The 17,023-nt window shown below is 75.6% G+C and carries 14 protein-coding genes; 3 read left to right on the top strand and 11 right to left on the bottom strand.

The features are described 5' to 3' along the window. Positions 1-5: 5 nt before the first annotated feature. From egtB to OG767_RS18165, 4 genes are all read right to left on the bottom strand, one after another. Complete coding sequence (gene egtB, locus OG767_RS18150) at positions 6-1,334, bottom strand: ergothioneine biosynthesis protein EgtB (protein ID WP_405089643.1); 1,329 nt, start codon at positions 1,332-1,334, stop codon at positions 6-8. Continuing rightward, complete coding sequence (gene egtA, locus OG767_RS18155; RefSeq protein WP_405089644.1) at positions 1,331-2,566, bottom strand: ergothioneine biosynthesis glutamate--cysteine ligase EgtA; 1,236 nt, start codon at positions 2,564-2,566, stop codon at positions 1,331-1,333. Before egtA ends, egtB begins: the two co-directional genes overlap by 4 nt. A gap of 159 nt (positions 2,567-2,725) precedes the next feature. Next, positions 2,726-3,487: a hypothetical protein gene (locus OG767_RS18160; RefSeq protein WP_405089645.1), complete on the bottom strand. Its 762-nt coding sequence runs from the start codon at positions 3,485-3,487 to the stop codon at positions 2,726-2,728. Between the two features lie 16 nt (positions 3,488-3,503). After that, complete coding sequence (locus tag OG767_RS18165; RefSeq protein WP_405089646.1) at positions 3,504-4,127, bottom strand: RNA polymerase sigma factor; 624 nt, start codon at positions 4,125-4,127, stop codon at positions 3,504-3,506. A gap of 500 nt (positions 4,128-4,627) precedes the next feature. Here OG767_RS18165 and OG767_RS18170 point away from each other — a divergent pair, with 500 nt between their 5' ends. Continuing rightward, positions 4,628-6,025, top strand: coding sequence for a protein kinase domain-containing protein (locus OG767_RS18170; RefSeq protein WP_405089647.1), 1,398 nt, complete (start codon positions 4,628-4,630; stop codon positions 6,023-6,025). 74 nt (positions 6,026-6,099) lie between these two features. On the opposite strand, the gene OG767_RS18175 is transcribed toward OG767_RS18170, so the two are convergent. The 5 genes from OG767_RS18175 to OG767_RS18195 all read right to left on the bottom strand — a co-directional run bounded on the left by OG767_RS18175 (position 6,100) and on the right by OG767_RS18195 (position 12,107). Further along, complete coding sequence (locus OG767_RS18175) at positions 6,100-8,580, bottom strand: ABC transporter permease (RefSeq protein WP_405089648.1); 2,481 nt, start codon at positions 8,578-8,580, stop codon at positions 6,100-6,102. 5 nt (positions 8,581-8,585) lie between these two features. After that, positions 8,586-9,350 carry an ABC transporter ATP-binding protein gene (locus OG767_RS18180; protein ID WP_405089649.1) on the bottom strand — a complete coding sequence of 255 codons (765 nt, stop codon included), beginning with the start codon at positions 9,348-9,350 and terminating at the stop codon, positions 8,586-8,588. Between the two features lie 147 nt (positions 9,351-9,497). Then, the gene (locus OG767_RS18185) at positions 9,498-10,163 is read right to left on the bottom strand and encodes a response regulator (protein ID WP_405089650.1); all 666 of its coding nucleotides are present in this window, start codon (positions 10,161-10,163) and stop codon (positions 9,498-9,500) included. Next, positions 10,160-11,371: a sensor histidine kinase gene (locus tag OG767_RS18190; RefSeq protein WP_405089651.1), complete on the bottom strand. Its 1,212-nt coding sequence runs from the start codon at positions 11,369-11,371 to the stop codon at positions 10,160-10,162. The genes OG767_RS18185 and OG767_RS18190 overlap by 4 nt, the downstream gene beginning before the upstream one ends. A gap of 40 nt (positions 11,372-11,411) precedes the next feature. Beyond that, positions 11,412-12,107 carry a DUF305 domain-containing protein gene (locus OG767_RS18195; RefSeq protein ID WP_405089652.1) on the bottom strand — a complete coding sequence of 232 codons (696 nt, stop codon included), beginning with the start codon at positions 12,105-12,107 and terminating at the stop codon, positions 11,412-11,414. Between the two features lie 154 nt (positions 12,108-12,261). On the opposite strand from OG767_RS18195, the gene OG767_RS18200 reads away from it, so the two are divergent. Then, entirely contained in the window at positions 12,262-13,698 is a 1,437-nt protein-coding gene (locus OG767_RS18200) for an LVIVD repeat-containing protein (RefSeq protein WP_405094243.1), read from the top strand. Positions 13,699-13,771: 73 nt separating this feature from the next. Then, positions 13,772-14,386 carry an HDIG domain-containing metalloprotein gene (locus OG767_RS18205; protein WP_405089653.1) on the top strand — a complete coding sequence of 205 codons (615 nt, stop codon included), beginning with the start codon at positions 13,772-13,774 and terminating at the stop codon, positions 14,384-14,386. Here OG767_RS18205 and OG767_RS18210 read toward each other — a convergent pair. Next, on the bottom strand, positions 14,383-15,375 hold the full coding sequence (locus OG767_RS18210; RefSeq protein WP_405089654.1) for a linear amide C-N hydrolase: 993 nt from the start codon (positions 15,373-15,375) through the stop codon (positions 14,383-14,385). The genes OG767_RS18205 and OG767_RS18210 overlap by 4 nt on opposite strands. A 61-nt stretch (positions 15,376-15,436) precedes the next feature. Next, positions 15,437-17,023, bottom strand: a complete 1,587-nt coding sequence (locus OG767_RS18215; protein ID WP_405089655.1) for an asparagine synthetase B family protein — start codon at positions 17,021-17,023, stop codon at positions 15,437-15,439.

The raw sequence follows: 17,023 nt of genomic DNA on the forward strand, positions 1-17,023 counted from the left end.
CCGGTTCACTCCCCGTCGCCGGCGTCGCGCGCGCAGCGGAACCCGCTGAAGATCTGCCGCCGGATCGGGTAGTCCCAGTTGCGGAACGTGCCCCGGCACGCCGACCGGTCGGTGCCGAACGAGCCGCCGCGCAGCACCCGGTGGTCGTCGCCGAAGAAGACCTCCGAGTACTCCCGGTACGGGAACGCGGTGAAGCCGGGATGCCCCCGGAACGTGCTGGCGGTCCACTCCCAGACGTCGCCGATGAGCTGGTGCACGCCCAGCGGCGAGGCGCCGTCCGGGTAGGCGCCCACCGGCGCCGGCCACAGGTGCCGCTGGCCCAGGTTGGCGTGCGCGGTCCCCGGGTCCTCGTCACCCCAGGGGTAGCGGCGGGAACGGCCGGTCGCCGGGTCCCACCGGGCCGCCTTCTCCCACTCCGCCTCGGTGGGCAGCCGCTTGCCGGCCCACGCCGCGTACGCCTGCGCCTCGTACCAGCAGACGTGCACCACCGGCTCGTCGTCGCGCACCGCGGACCAGCGGCCGAACCGACGGTACGCCCAGCCGTCGCCGTCACGCCGCCAGTGCAGCGGCGCGCTCAGCCCGGCCTCGACCCGGTGCCGCCAGCCGGCCCCGCTCCACCAGCGCGGCTGGTCGTACCCGCCGTCGGCGATGAACGCGCGGTACTGCCCGTTGGTCACCGGCGTCGCGTCGATGCGGTACGCGGGCAGTTCGACGGTGTGCGCCGGACGTTCGTTGTCCAGCGCCCACGGGTCGGTGGAGGTGCCCATGGTGAACGGCCCGGCCGGCACCAGCACCTCGCCGCCGACGTCGACCCGGGGCTCCGGCGGCGGTGGCGCGTCCAGCACCGGGGCGCCGGCGCGCAGTTGGTGGGTGGCGAGCATCGTCTCGTCGTGCTGCTGCTCGTGCTGCACGATCATGCCGAACGCGAAGCCGTCCTCGACCAGCCGGCGGTCGGTGAACCCGATGCCGTCCAGCAGGTCGTACACCTTGTCCCGGACCGTCCGCACGTACGCGCGGGCCTCGGCCGGGGGCAGCAGCGGCAGCGCCGGCCGGTCCTTGCGGGGCTGTTTGAACGCGTCGTAGAGGTCGTCGATGTCGCGGCGCACCGGCTCGCGCCCGCCGACGTCGCGGACCAGCCACAACTCCTCCTGGTTGCCGACGTGCGCCAGGTCCCAGACCAGCGGCGACATCAGGGTGGAGTGCTGCCGGACCAGGTCGTCGTCGTCCACCGCGTCGGTCAGCAGCGCGGTGCGGGCGCGGGTGCGTTCCAGCTCGGCCGCGATCCGGTCGCGCAGCCGCTCGGCGTCCGTGCCCGGTCGCTCGGTCGTGGTCACCGCTGTCCCCTCTCCGCGGCGGCGCGCCGCCGCCGGATCGCTCGGTGCGTCTCGTCGTACAGGCCGGCCGGCAGGTTCAGCCCCGGCAGGGCGGCCAGGGCCAGGTCGAACAGGGCCGCCGCGGCGGTGGCCAGCGCGGGGTCGGCCAGCCCGTGCCGGGCCGCGTCGTGCCACCGGTCGGCGACCGGACCGGCCGCGGCGAGCGCGTCGCCCGTGGTCGTCCGGTCGGCGAACAGCGCCGCCAGCACCGCCAGCGGCACCGTCCAGTCCCGGCCCGGCTGGGCGTCCAGGTAGCGCAGTTCCAGGTAGCCGCGTGGGCGTACCGGCGGGAAGAGCGTGCTGACGTGGTATTCCAGGTCGTCGGTGGTGGGTGGGCGGGGCAGCGCGCCGGCCAGCCAGTCGGTGAAGGTCACGTCCGCCGGCGGGGTCCAGTCCGGTCCGTCGCCGCGGACGCACAGCAGCGGCGCGGCGAGCGCGTAGTCGGTCCAGGCCGCCACCGGGTCGCGGTCGGCGCCGGCCGGCGACCAGACCGGACGGGTACGCGCCGGATCGATCGCCAGCCAGGCGGCCATCCGCGCGGACGCCCAACCGGTGGGCCGGCCGGCGTGCCGGTCGGCGGTGGCGAACGCGGCCAGCAGCGGCGGCCCGACGGCGTGCGCGGTCGCCCAGCGCTGGGCGAGCTGGTCGGGCTCGCCGGCGTCCAGGCAGACCTGGAGCCCGGCCGTGCTGTACATCATCGCCCGCCCGGCCGGCCCACGCCTGTCGAAGACATCCCGCATGGCGCGGTAGCGGGCGGTCTCCACGGCCGGTCGGGGCGGACGCCACGGGTCCATGCCGGTACGGCCCAGCACGAGGCCGGCGGCGTCCAGTCGGGTGCGTAGCTGCGTGATGTCGGCCTCGGTGGCCGAGATGAGCGCGGCGACCGACGGTCGCGGCGGGGTGGAGATCTCCACCTGCCCGCCGGGCTCCACGGTCACGGTGCCGCCGCGCCGGAGCTCGTCGGTCGGGCTGGTGGGGTCGAGGGTGACGGGGCTGTGCCGTCCCAACGCTGCGCGCAGTCGCTCACGGTCGACCGGTCGGGTCGGGTCCGCGGCGTCGTGCACGGTCCATTCCAGTTCGACGCCGGTGAGTGTGGGTGGACCGGTCTTGAAGCAGATCCGGGCCAGGTGCCCGCGCGCCGCGGCCTCGTCCCCCAGGACGGTGGCACGATCCAGCTCCGGCGACATCACCATGTGGCGGCTCCTCTCCCCGGGGACGGGCGACACACCGTCGCCCTGGGCCCGGCCGGTCCGGCACGGGGCCCGCGCCTTCCCCATCCTCTGTCTAGCAGACGGAATTCGCGCGCCCGGAGAGATGAATTTTTGTCCGGAATCTGATTGCGCCGGCGCGGGTCAGTCCTCGTCGTCGTCCTGGTCGCCGGCCCCGGGCTTCCGGGTGTCGTCCGCCGGCTTCTTCGGTGTCGGATCGGCCGGCGTCTTCGGGGACGGCTTCCCCGCCGGCGTCTTCGGGGACGCCGCCGGCACCAGGGTCCGGCAGTAGCTCTCCACCCGGTCGGGCCCACCGGCGGCGGCCACCAGGTCGGCGAAGCCCGGCGTGGTGAGGGCCCGGGCGCGCTGCGGCTCCGGCTTGGCCAACCAGGCCCGGCAGTGACCGACGAGCGCGCCGCCGACCGAAGGCGGCGCGGCGGGCCGGCTCCCGGACGGCGTCCCGGGCGACGAGGCCGCACCGGAGGCCGCGCCGGACGGACCGGCGGGGGTCGACCGCGACGGACCGGCGGCGGTCGGGGCGGGGCCCGCCGTGGTCGGGGCCGGCGGAACCACCGGTTGCGGGCTCCGGTCCAGCCGCACGGCGGCGAACGCCACCCCGGCGACCGCGGTGGCGGCGAGCCCGGACAGCGCGGCGGCGACGCGGAGCCGACGACGCGGACGGGACGCCGGAACCGGCGCGGCGACCGCCGGCGCGGCCCGGGCGGCCCGGAAGGCGGCGAGCGCCCGTTCCTCGCCGTCGAGTTCCCCCGCGGTGGCCGGGGCCGCCGCGGCGGCGAGCAGCCGGGTCAGCGGGTCGGCGTCGGCCGGCGGCACGGCGTGCACGGCGTCGAGCAGCCGGTCGGACTCCGCCCGATCGGCGGGCCCGTCGGACCGGTGAGGTCTCATGCCGTCTCCCCTCACGTCAGCCCTCCGCCGGCTCGGCCTCGGAAGCGTGCGGCGCCTGGCTGTCGGTACGGGGCCGGGGCGGGACCGCGCCCGGCACGTCCTCCGGCGCGGCGCGCTCCAGCAGCGCGGCCAGCCGGCGCAGCCCGCGGTGCGCCGCCGTGCGTACGGCGCCGGCCCGCCGGCCCAGCACCCGCCCGGCGGTCTCCGCGTCGAGCCCGATGACGGCCCGCAGCATCACCGCCTCGGCCTCGGCCGGTGGCAGCGTGCGGATCAGCGCCAGCGCGCTCTCGGTGCCGAGGGCCTCGCCGGCCCGGTCGGCGGTGTCGGCGTCCCCGGCCAGGTCGTTGAGGGCCTGCACGGGCACCGGGACCACGGGCCGGCGCCGTTGCCGCCGCAGGTGGTCCATGGCCCGGTTCCGGGCGATGGTGACCGACCAGGCGCGGAACTCGCCGCCGGTGAACGACGGCAGGTCCCGGGAGATCTGCAGCCAGGTCTCCGAGGCCACGTCCTCGGCGTCGCCCCCCACCAGCGTGGTCAGGTACCGCAGCAGGGCCGGCTGCAGGCTGCGGTAGAGGAAGCGGAACGCCTCCTCGTCCCCGGCCTGGGCCGCGGTGACCGCCTCGTTCAGCTCTCTGGTCACGGTCGCCGCCCGGGCCCCGCGATCGCGGGTCGGGCGTCCGTCGACGCGGGAGACCACACCGCCATCCGCACCCTCGGCCCCCCGCTGAACTGATCGGCGCCGGGCCGAGCCCGGGACGCACGCTGGATACCGCCGCCCGGCACGGCCGGCGGCGGGACATACCGTACCGGCGTCGCGGGGCGACCGGGAGCCGGGCCGACGTCGGGAGCGCGACCGGGCGGGCGGCATGGCCCGGACGGCCGAAAAACCGAGAGAAATGTCTACCGGTGAAGGCGGCGTGTCGGTGTAACGAAGGCCACCATCGAGTCGCTGCTCCCGCGCGGGAAGCGGACAGCCGCCGGGAGACCGGCATTTTCTGGCCGATCGTACCCGGCCGGTCACGGTCAGCCCACCGCCGCCGCGCCCTCGGCCGTTCGGCCGAGCGGGGCGCAGCCGCTCGCCGACGGCCACAGGAGAGATCGCCGGAAATACTCCGCGGCCGCTGTGGGTACGGTATGGGGATGCTCTCCTCCGACGTCGTACTCAGCGGTCGGTACCGCCTGGAAGACCGTGTCGCCACCGGCGGCATGGGCGACGTCTGGCGGGCCAAGGACCTGGTGCTCGGCCGCCAGGTGGCGGTCAAGGTGCTGCTTCCCGCCCTGGTCCGCGACCCGGACTTCATCGCCCGGTTCCGCTCCGAGGCGCGGATCATGGCGTCGTTGCGCCACCCCGGCGTGGTGCAGGTCTTCGACTGCGGCGAGGACGAGCTGCCCGACGGCAGCCGGGCCGACTACCTGGTCATGGAGTTCGTCGCCGGCGAGCCGCTGTCCCGGCGGATCGAGGACGCCGGCCAGCTCGGCGTCGACGAGACCATGTCGATCGTGGCCCAGACGGCCCAGGCGCTGCACGGGGCGCACGGGCGGGGCATCGTCCACCGCGACGTCAAGCCGAGCAACCTGCTCGTGCAGGACGACGGCACCGTGGTCCTGGTCGACTTCGGCGTGGCCCGCTCCACCAACGTCACCAGCATCACCAGCACCAACGCGGTGCCCGGCACCGCCCTCTACATGGCGCCCGAGCAGGCCGCCGGCCGCCCGGTCACCGGCGCCACGGACGTCTACGCGCTCGGCGCGGTGGCCTACTGCTGCCTGACCGGCAGCCCGCCGTTCACCGGCGACAACCCGCTCCAGGTCGCCGTGCGCCACCTCGACGACGAGCCGCCGGAGCTGCCGGCGGAGATCCCGGCGCCGGTTCGCGAGCTGGTGGCCCGGGCCCTGGCGAAGGACCCCGCCGACCGCTACCCGAGCGCCGCGGCGATGGCCGACGCGGCCCGGGCGGCGCGTACCGACTCGCCCACCGCGACCGTGCCGGCGGCGCTGCGCGGCGCGGCCGGGCCGGGGCACACCCGCGACGAGCAGCCGGTGGCCCGGCCGGCGGCCATGGTCGCGCCGCCGCGCCGCCCCGGCCGACGCGGCGCGCTGGTCGGCGCGGCGGGCGCGGTGCTGGTGGCGGTGACCGCTCTCGGCGCACTGCTGGCCGCCGCCCGGGAAGCGGACGCGCCGGCCACCCGGATCGACTCCACCCGGCCGGCGGTGGCACCGAGCAACTCGGTCGCGGACACCGCGGTCACCGGGGGGCCGTCGGCGGACGACGAGGACTACACCTACCGCCCGGTCGGTCCGAACGAGCGGCCCTCGGCCTCGGCCTCGGTGACGCCGAGCGCCTCGCCCAGCGCGTCGGTCGAGCCGAGCCCGTCGCGCGTGCCGTCGACGGCACCGACCGCGCCGAGCACCGCGCCGACCACCAGCGCGCCCCCGGTCGAGACCACCGCGCCGACCGAGACCACCACCACCACGACCGCCCCGGCCGGCGGCGACGCCGGCGGCGACCCGGGCGGTCAACCGGTCGCCGGCCGCTGACCCACCGCCGGGCGCGAGCCGGTCCCACCACCTGGGCAGCGGCTCGCGCCCGGCGTCCGGGGCGGCGACGGTGGTCAGTCCGCGCCGAGCGCCGCCACCACCGGCCGGGCCAGCGCGCGCCGGGCCGGCAGGACGGAGGCGAGCAGCGCGGCCAGCACCGCCACCGCGACGATCAGCCCGAGCCGCCCCCACGGCAGCACCACCGTGAAGTCGCCACCGACGCGGGCCACCACCGCCATCGCGCCCGCCGCGACGGCGATGCCCAGCGCGACGCCGAGCACGGTGCCGACCAGCGCGGTGAGCACCGCCTCGACCGCGAGCGCCGCCCGCATCCCGGCGCGGCTCAGGCCGACCGCGCGCAGCACGGCGGTCTCCCGGGTCCGCTCCACCACCGACAGGCTCAGCGTGTTGGCGACCCCCACCAGCGAGATGACCACCGCCAGGCCGAGCAGCACCGTGACGAAGCCCAGCACCAGGTCGACGGTGCCGGTGAGCATCCGCTTGTAGGCGGCCTGGTCCAGCACGTTGACCGTCGGATAGCGGGTGACCACCGACTCGACGGCGGACCGGGCGACGTCCGGGCTCACCCCGTCCGCCGGGTCGATCTCCGCCAGGTAGCCGCGTTCGGCGGGGAAGAGGCGGCCGAAGTCGGCGTCCACCAGCTCCACCACGTGCCCCGTCGGCACCCGGCCGCCGGCCGTCGCCGGCCGGTCGTCCGCCACCACGGCGGCGACCCGGAACGGCCGGCCGGCGACGGTGACCGTCGTGCCGACCGTCCAGCCCCGGGCGGCGGCCAGCTCGCGGTGCACCAGCACCGAGCCCGGCCCGAACGCGCCCGGGTCGCCGGCGTCCACGGCGGACAGCGTCCGGCGGACCAGCGCCGGGTGCGCGGCCCGCACCTCGACGCCGTCGGTCACCCGGCTGCGCTGCTCGTGCACCACGCCCAGCTCCGGCCGGGCGGCCAGCTCGTCGACGAGCCGGGCCGGCAGCTCCCCACCGATGCCGGTGACCAGGAAGTCCACCCCGACCCGGGCGTCCACCGCGCGTTCGATGCCGGCCTTGACGCTGCCGGCGCCGACCACGAACGACGAGACCAGCCCGATCCCGATCACCATCGCCGTGGCGGTGGCCGCGACCCGGCGCGGGTTGCGTACCGCGTTCGCCACGGCCAGCGTCGCCGGGGCGCCGAACAGCGCGCGGAGCGGTGCGCCCAGCACCCGGACCAGCGCCGGCACCAGGACCGGACCGAACGCCACGATGCCGCCGAAGGCCAGCAGTCCACCGGCCGCCACCAGCGGCACCTGCCCGGTGGTCCCGGCGCCGAGCAGCGCCGCGACACCGGCGGCGAGGATCAGCGCCCCGACCGCGAGGCGGACCCGGCCGGCCGGGCGGGCCGGCCGGGTCGCCGCGTCGGTCAACGCGGCCACCGGCGCGACCCGGGTGCCCTGCCAGGCCGGCAGCGCCGCGGCCAGCACGGTGAGCAGCACGCCCGACCCGACCGAGAGCAGCACCGTACGGGCCGTCACGGTGATCCCGTCGGCCACCGGCGCCCCGGTGCCGCCCAGCAACGCGCCCAGCCCGGCGGACAGCGCCAAGCCGGCCAGCACGCCGAGCACGGAGGCGAACAGCCCGGTCAGCGCCGCCTCGACCAGCGTGGCCCGGTAGATCTGCCCCCGGGTCGCGCCGACCAGCCGGAGCAGCGCGGTGCGCCGGGAGCGTTGGGCGAGCACGATGGCGAAGGTGTTGGCGATCACGAAGCCGGCCACCACCACCGCCACCGCCGCGAACGTGCCCAGCAGCAGCTCGAACTGCCGCAGGTCGCGCACCGCCTCGGCGACCGCCGCGTCGAGCACGGCCGCGCGGTCCCGGACCGGCACGCCCGGCCCCACCACCGCCCGGACCCGGTCGGCCAGCGCCACCGGGTCCACCCCGGGCCGGGCGGCCACCATGATCCGCCCGTATCCGCGCTCGCCGCCGACCACGAGGGCGTCCGCGCCGGTCAGCCCGATGAACGGGCCGCCGACGTCGCGGTTGGTGCCGGCCACGTCGACGGCGCCGACAAGCGTGTACGGCCGGGCCGCGCCGCCCGCGCCGCCGACGGAGACCGGGGCGCCGAGCACGAACCGCTGCCCGGCGACGGTCCGCTCGTCGAGCACCAACTCGCCCGCGCGCTGCGGCAACCGCCCGGCGACCACGTCGTACGACTGGAGGGCCGGTTCGGTGGGGATCGCGGCGAGGACCGCGTACCCGAGCACGGGCCGGCCGTCCGCGCCGACCACGCCGGCGGTGCCGGTCAGCTCCCCCGCGGCGGCGGCCACCCCGTCGACCGCGCGGACCCTGTCGACCAGGGCCGGTGACAGCGGCCGGGAGCCGGCGTACGCGGCCAGGTCGGTGTGCCTGTCGAACGCGCCGGCCCGCTCGTACGCGCCGGCCCGCATGCCGTCGGTGAGCATGAGCGTGCCGGCGACGAACGCGACGCCGAGCACGATGGCCAGCGAGGAGAGCAGCAGGCGCAGGCCCTCGGCGCGGACCTGGCGCAGGGTCAGGCGCAGCATCCCGCTCACCGCCCCACCGGGGTCACGGCCGGGTCGAGCCGGGCGAGCGCGTCGCGGACCTGGCCGGTGGTCGGCCGGTGCAGTTCGTCGACGAGCCGGCCGTCGGCCAGGAAGACCACCCGGTCGGCGTACGCCGCGGCGGCCGGATCGTGGGTGACCATGACGACGGTCCGGCCGAGCGTGTCCACCGCCTCGCGCAGCAGGCGCAGCACCTCGGCGCCGGCGCGCGAGTCGAGGTTCCCGGTCGGCTCGTCGGCGAAGATCACCCAGGGGCGGGTGATCAGCGCCCGGGCCACCGCGACCCGCTGCTGCTGGCCGCCGCTCAGCTCGGCCGGCCGGTGACCGAGGCGGTCGGCCAGTCCGACCGCGGCCGCCACCTGCCGCAGCCACGCCGGGTCGGACCGCCGGCCGGCGATGGCCAGCGGCAGCACGACGTTCTCCTCGGCGGTCAGCGTGGGCAGCAGGTTGAACCGCTGGAAGACGAAGCCGATCCGGTCCCGGCGCAGCCGGGTGAGCCGACGGTCGTCGAGCCGGGACAGATCCGCCTCGCCGATGCGGACCGTGCCGCTCGACGGCCGGTCCAGGCCGGCGAGGCAGTGCAGCAGCGTGGACTTGCCGGAACCGGAGGGGCCCATCACGGCGGTGAACCGGGCGGCGGCCAGGTCGAGGTCGACGCCGTCCAGCGCGACGACGCGGGACTGCCCGACGCCGTACTCCTTGCGCAGGTCACGGGCGGCGAGCGCGACGCCTGTGGTCGGGGTTGCGGGCAACGTGGTGCTCCTGTCGGACGCGGTCTGGTGACCCTTCCGACGCTAGGGCCGGCACCCCGGCGGTGATCTCCACCGGCGTGCTCGACCCGCGTACGCCTCCGGTCGCACCGCCCGGTCGCGCCGGTACGCCCCGAGGCGTACGCCGGGTCAACCGCCGGGCGTGACCAGCCCGCTCTCGTACGCCAGCACGACGGCCTGCACCCGGTCGCGGAGCTGGAGCTTGGCCAGGATGCGGCCCACGTGGGTCTTCACGGTCGCCTCCGCGACGTGCACCCGGACGGCGATCTCGGCGTTGGACAGCCCCTGCGCCACGAGCAGCAGCACCTCCCGTTCCCGCTCGGTGAGCTGGGCCAGCCGCGGGTCCTCGGCCGGGGCCGCGCCGAGCTGCCCGGCGAACCGGTCGAGCAGCCGCCGGGTGATCGACGGCGCCACCACCGAGTCGCCCTCGGCGACCACCCGGATCGCGGCCAGCAGCTCCTCCGGGGGCACGTTCTTGAGCAGGAAGCCGCTCGCCCCGGCGCGCAGCGCGGCGAACGCGTCCGCCTCGGTGTCGAACGTGGTGAGCGCCAGCACGCGCGGCCGGCGTGCGGCCGACCGGGCGCAGATCCGTCGGGTCGCCTCCACCCCGTCCATGGTGGGCATGCGCAGGTCCATCACCACCACGTCGACCTCGACCCGGTCCAGCACCCGCAGCGCGTCGGCGCCGTCGATGGCCTCGCCGACCACCGCCAGGTCCGGTTGGGAGTCGAGCACCATCCGGAAGCCGGCGCGCACCAGCGCCTGGTCGTCGACGATCATCACCCGCACGGTCATGCCGCCGCGCTCCCTTCCTCGGTGCCGGCCGCCGCGGGCAGCGGCAGCCGGGCCTCCACCCGCCATCCGCCGGCCAGCGTGGGGCCGGCGGCGAGGCTGCCGTCGTACACCCCGACCCGTTCCCGCATGCCGACCAGGCCGTGCCCCCCGGACGGCGCCGGGCGGACCACCGGGCGACCGCGCCCGTCGTCGACGGCCCGGACCGCGACGGCGTCGGCGGCCCAGTCGAGTGTCAGCTCGACCGACGCGCCCACGCCGGCGTGCTTGAGCGCGTTGGTCAGGCTCTCCTGCACCACCCGGTAGACGGTCAGCTCCAGGCCGGGCGGCAACGCCACCGGAGTGCCGGCGCCGCCGCAGTCGATCCGCAGCCCGGCGGCGCGGAACCGGTCGAGCAACGCGGGCAGCTCGACCAGCGCGGGACGCCGGTGCGCCGGCTCGTCGGCCATCGCGGCCGGTTCCGGCCGGCTGGGTTCCCGGAGTACGCCGACCAGCCGCCGCATCTCCTCCAGCGCCTGCCGGCCGGTGTCCGCCACCACCTTGGCCGCCTCGCGCGCGGTCGCCGGGTCCCGGTCCAGCGTGAACCGCACGCCGTCCGCCTGCACGATCATGACGGCCATGCTGTGCGCGACCACGTCGTGCAGCTCGCGGGCGATCCGGGTGCGTTCCTCGGCCACCGCGGCCCGTGACTCGGCCTCCCGCTCGCGTTCGGCCGTCGCGGCGCGCTCCTCCAGGCTGAGCACGTAGAGCCGCCGGGTGCGGACGTTCAGCCCGACCAGCCAGACCGCGCCGGTGACCAGGCCGTAGTAGAGCGCGCCCGCCCACCAGGGCGACGGCCCGGGCCAGGAGAGCGCGGAGAGCAGCACGCCGATCGCGGCGCCGATCCCGGCCAGGATCCCGTCGCGCGCCCGGTCGGCGTACTTGACCACGCTGTAGAGCGCGATCAGCACGCCGATGTCGTAGCCCAGCGGCCCCCAGCCGACGATCACCTGGGCCAGCGCGAGCACGGCCACCACGACGGCGACCGCGGACGGGTGGGTGCGCCGGAAGAACAACGCCGCCGCCATCGCCACGCCGACCGCGAACGCCGGCAGGCCGCCCTGCTCGGCCAGGAGGCCGAGCACGGCGAACACGACGACCAGCCCGGAGACGGCGGCGTCGAACGCGACGCCGCGCACCGGGCGGCCGAGGATCAGGCGGTCCACGGTCACCCAGCGTACGGGGCGGGCCGGGCGTGCTGCCGGGGCCCGGTCAGCGGGTGAGGAGGGCCTGCATGCGGGTGATCTCGGCGGACTGCTCGACGGCCACCGCGTTGGCGAACTCCTGCATGGCCTGGTCCGCGCCGACCCTGAGCAGGTCGGTGGACATCACCACCGCGCCCTGGTGGTGGGCGGTCATCATCTGCACGAAGAGGCGGTCGAACGCCGCGCCGCGGGCGGCGGCGAGCTGCCGCACCGCCTGGGTGGACTGCATCCCGCGCATGGTGGCGTGGTCGTGTCCGGTGACCTCGGCGGGCAGGTCGCGGGTGCTGAGCCAGGCCCGCAGCACGCCGACCTCCGGCCCCTGGGCGGCCCGGATCCGGTCGGCGACGGCGCGGATCCGGGGGTCGGCGGCCCGGTCGGGAGCGAGCGTCGCCATCTCCAGCGCCTGCTCGTGGTGCGGGATCATCATCCGGACGTACCAGACGTCGAGGCTGTTGAAACGCGGCGCCGAGTTGCGGACCTGCCCGCCGTCGCGGGTGGCGGCCGGCTCCCCCGGGCGTCCCGGCACCAGCACCGGCGGCGCCGAGCCGGTGGCGGCCGGTGTGGTCGGGGCGGTGGCGGCCGGGCTGGGCCGGGCCGCCGCCGGACGGGTGTCGTCGGGCCCGGTCAGCGCCAGGCCGCCGAGCACCAGGAGCGCCACCAGCGCTGTGACGGGAAGCCACACGCGTGCCTGCCGGCCGGTCATACGACCCTCCCTCCGGTCGAGGTGACAGCGATCCTATCCAGAGCGTAAAGTTCCTCGATGTGACCGGCATCACATTGATGATGGTCACCGATCGGTAAGGTGTGGCGAATCATCATCCCCCTTTCGAAGGGTGTTGCCGATGATCAACATCCGCATGTCCCGTACCCGGACCGTCAGCCTCGCCGCCGCCGGCCTGCTGCTCGCCGGCGTGGTCGCCGCACCGCCGAGCAGCGCCCAGGAACTGCCCCGCGCCCAGGCGGCGCCGGCCACCGCGGACAACGCCGTCCCCGGGGTCGACGAGATCTCCAGCAGCCCCAACCTGCGTCAGGTGGCCAACCTGCCGAAGCAGGCCCCGTTCGACACCACGGCCGCCCTGGGCACCGACATCGCCTTCCAGGGCCGGTACGCGTTCGTCGGCAACTACGACGGCTTCGTCATCTACGACGTGTCGCGGCCGAGCCGGCCGTCGATCGTGTCGCAGGTGCTCTGCCCCGGCTCGCAGAACGACATCTCGGTCAATGGCGACCTGCTGTTCCTGTCCACCGACTCGTCCCGCAGCGACGACTCGTGCGCCAGCACCGCCCAGCCCGCCTCCGTGCAGGAGTCCTGGGAGGGCATCAAGATCTTCGACATCCGCGACAAGCGCAACCCGCGCTACATCAAGTCGGTGGAGACCGCGTGCGGGTCGCACACCCACACGCTGGTGCCGGGTAAGAACCGGCGCGACGTCTACCTGTACGTCTCGTCGTACAGCCCACGGGCCGAGTTCCCGGACTGCCAGCCGCCGCACGACTCCATCTCCATCGTCAAGGTGCCGGTGAAGAACCCCACCACCGCCTCGGTGGTGGCCACGCCGAACCTCTTCCCGGACGGCGGCTACCCGGGCATCCCGGGCGAGAAGTCCGCCACCACCGGCTGCCACGACATCACCGCGTACCCGTCGAAGGACCTGGCCGCCGGCGCGTGCATGGGCGACGGCATCCTGCTGGACATCAAGGACCGGGAGGCGCCACGGGTCATCGAGCGGGTCACCGACACCGAGAACTTCGCGTTCTGGCACTCGGCCACGTTCAACAACGCTGGCACCAAGGTCGTCTTCACCGACGAGCTGGGCGGCGGCGGCGCGGCCACCTGCAACGAGGTCGTCGGCCCGAACCGGGGCGCGGACGCCATCTACGACATCACCGGTCGCGGTGACGCCCGCAAGCTGGCGTTCCGCAGCTACTACAAGATCCCCCGCGTCAACGCCGACACCGAGAACTGCGTGGCGCACAACGGCTCGCTGATCCCGGTGCCCGGCCGCGACATCATGGTCCAGGCGTGGTACCAGGGCGGCATCTCGGTGTGGGACTTCACCGACTCCCGCACGCCCACGGAGATCGCCTACTGGGAGCGCGGCCCGCTGGACGCCACCCAGCTGCGCACCGGCGGCTCCTGGTCGGCCTACTGGTACAACGGTCACATCTACTCCAGCGACATCCAGAAGGGACTGGACGTGCTGGAGCTGCGCGACCCGCGCACCTGGCTGGCGCAGTTCCTGCTGGTGCCCGAGTTGAACGCGCAGACCCAGGGGGGTTACCTGAGCTGGTGACCTGACGACGGCGGCACCGGGCCCGGCACCCCCGCGGGGGGCCGGGCCCGACCCTTGGGAGGGGACCCGGGACATGACGATCGAGCAGCGGACCGCCGTGCCGACGGACGCGCAGATCCGGGCGTTGCACGAACGGCACGCGCCGACGGAGGCGGCGTTCCACCTCGTCTGGACGCACTGCCGGATCGTGTGCGAGGTGGCGGAGCAACTGCTGGAGCGACACGGCGCGGGCCTGGACGTCGCCCTGGTGCGGGCCGGCAGCCTGCTGCACGACATCGGCGTCTACCGCCTCCACGACGCCGCCGGCCGGTTCGACCGGGCGAACTACGTCCGGCACGGCGTGCTGGGCCACGCGCTGCTGCGGGAGTCGGGCCTGCCCGAGACGCTCGGCCGGTTCTGCTCCCGGCACACCGGGGTGGGCCTCACCCGCGAGGACGTGCTCCGGCAGCGGCTCCCGCTCCCGGTCGCGGACTGGACCCCGGTCACCGACGAGGAGGTGCTGGTGATGTACGCGGACAAGTTCCACAGCAAGACGACGCCGCCGACGTTCGTCACCGCCGCCTCGTACTCGGCGGCCGTGCGGCGCTTCGGCGCGGACAAGGTCGCCCGGTTCGCGGCGCTCGTCGAGCGGTTCGGCGAGCCGGACCTCGAGGTGCTCGCCCGCCGGCGCGGGCACCCGGTCGGCTAACGCATCGGCAGCCGGTAGTCGCGGGCGCCGCCGCCGGCGGTCACCAGCCGCACCTCGCCGCTGCGCAGCCCGTACGTCACGGACCAGCGGGTGTGCGACTGGCGGACCGCGTCGAGCAGGCGCAGCGCGCCGGCGGCGTCGACCGTCCCGCCGGCCCGGTCCAGCTCCCGGGCCAGCACGCCGTACCGGTGGTCCTGGCGCAGCTCCCGGTCCGGCACGCCGACGGCGGGCACGTTGGTCAGCGCCTGCCAGGGGCCCCGACGCTTGTCGACGCGCAGTTTTCCGTCGACGAACTCGACCACGGCGGACGCCCCGGTGGCGTCGGCGAGCAGGTAGTGCAGCGGCGGGCCGCCGTCGAAGTCCAGGTTGTACCGCTCGAACACGGCCACCGCCTCGTCCACCGTGGCCGCCGCGTCGAGCACCAGGCGCAGGATGCGCACCGAGCCGACGGTGGGTCGCCCGGCCACCGGTTCGGCCCGCGCCCCGTCGTCGGCGGCGAGCCCCACGGCGAGACCGCGCTCGTTCATCCCGTCGAACGGCAGCAGTGGCGCGTCGAGCAGCCGTCGGTCACCGGCCGGGTCGGCGGGGACGCCCAGGTAGGAGATGTCCACGAGCGAGATCGAGGCGTACCCGTCCGGCGGGTCGGTGCGCAGCACCAGCGCCGGGTTCGGCTGCCAGTCGAAGTTGCGGGCGAACAGCGGCCGGTCCCGGTCGGCGAGCGCGGCGAACAGCGAGCAGCCGAACGGGCTCGGCGGCGTGCTGTCGGCCACCCCGGCGGTCGGGTCGTAGTCGCCGACGTAGGTCATCTCGTACAGCGGCAGGTCGTCGACCTTGCGCAGGCTGGCCAGCGTGCGCTCGGCCTGGCCCGGGTCCTGCCGGGACGCGGTCGGGGTGCCGCCGCCGGCCGGGCCGGCCGACGGGCGGCTCTCCCCGCAGCCGGTGCCGAGCAGCAGCAGTGCGAGACCGGTGGCGATGAGCGTCCTCCGCATGCCCGAGACGCTAGAAGAGACCACGCACGATGTCCATCGAGGAACCGGCGCGAACCGATGATCAAGGGGTACGCCGCGGGTTGACCAGCCGGCGCACCATCGGCGCGGCGTTCCACCGGGCCGCCCCGACCAGGTCCCGGGCGTGTTCCAGCACGGTGTAGTCGGGCCGGGCCACGCCGTCGGCGATGGCCCGGTCCAGGTCGTTGCCGCACCGGGTGAGCACGCTGTCGAAGTCGCGCCGGACCGGCTCCAGCAGGTCGTAGCCGAAGGAACGGTGCAGCCGGGCGAAGAGCGGCTTGTAGAGCCGGGCCCGCTCGTGCAGCCCGGACGAGTAGGACATCGGGTTCTTCGGCCGGCGCCGGACGTAGTCGGGCAGCAGGTCGGCGAAGGCCCGCCGGACGATCCACTTCTCCTGCCCGTCCCGCAGCTTGAGGTCCAGCGGCAGCCGCATGGCCAGCTCGACGACGCTGAGGTCGAGGAACGGCACCCGGGCCTCCACGCCGTGCCCCATGCTGGCCCGGTCCACCCGCTGCAACTCGGTCCGGCACAGGTTGCGGATCCTGTGCAGGAACAGCCGGCGGGACCGCTCCGGCCCGACCTGGTGGTACATGGGATAGCCGCCGAACAGCTCGTCCGAGCCGTCGCCGGTGAGCACCACCTTCACGCCCAGCTCGCGCAGCCGCCGGAAGATCGGCACCGAGACCACCGCGTTGATGATGTCGCCGTACTCGGTCAGCTCCGAGATCCGGATGGCCTCGCGCACGTCGGCGCGGCGGATGTCGCGCGGACGCAGCTCGATCACCTCGTGCGGCACGCCGAGGTCGGCGGCGAGCCGCCGCGCGTACGCCACGTCGGGGCTGTCCGGGGCGCCGACGGTCACCGCCACGCAGTCCGGATGCAGCTCCCGGGCGTGCAGCAACGCCAGCGAGCTGTCCAGGCCGCCGGACAGCACCACACCCACGGTGAGGTCGGTGTCCAACCGGGTCCGCATGGCGTCGGTGAGCGCGACGCGGACGAGCAGGGCGGCCTCGTCCGGGTCGTCGATCACCGGCAGTCCGGCGCCGAGCGTGAGCAGGTCGACGTGCGGGCGCAGCCGGACCGGATCGTCGGGCCCCGCCCAGCCGTGGTGCCCCGGCGGCACCTCGTTGATCGGCGCGCCGTGCCCGACCAGCGCCTTGACCTCGGAGGCCAGGTGCAGGCAACCCGGGCCGCGGGACCAGTAGAGCGGCTTCACCCCGAGCGGGTCCCGGGCCAGGTACGCCCGACCGCCGGCACGTTCGGCCACCACGAAGGCGTACTCGCCGCGCAGCCGGCGCACCGCGCCCTCGCCCCACTGGCGGAACGCGGCGAGCACCACCTCGGTGTCGCCGGTGGTGCGGAGGACGTGGCCGAGCCGGGTCAGCTCGGCGCGCAGCTCGTGGTGGTTGAAGACCTCGCCGTTGAAGCAGAGCAGGTGCCGCTCGTCGGGTGAGACCCAGGGCTGCACGGACCGGTCCCGGTCCACGATCCGCAACCGGCGTACGCCGGCCAGCAGGCCGTTCTCCTGCCGGGTCTCGGTCACCTCGCCGCGCGGGGCCAGCGCGGCCAGCATCCGCCGGAAGGTGGCCGGGTCGGCCTCCGGGCCGATGCTCAGCGCGATCCCGCACAT

The organism is Micromonospora sp. NBC_01392, from assembly GCF_045040125.1.
GTDB lineage: Bacteria > Actinomycetota > Actinomycetes > Mycobacteriales > Micromonosporaceae > Micromonospora.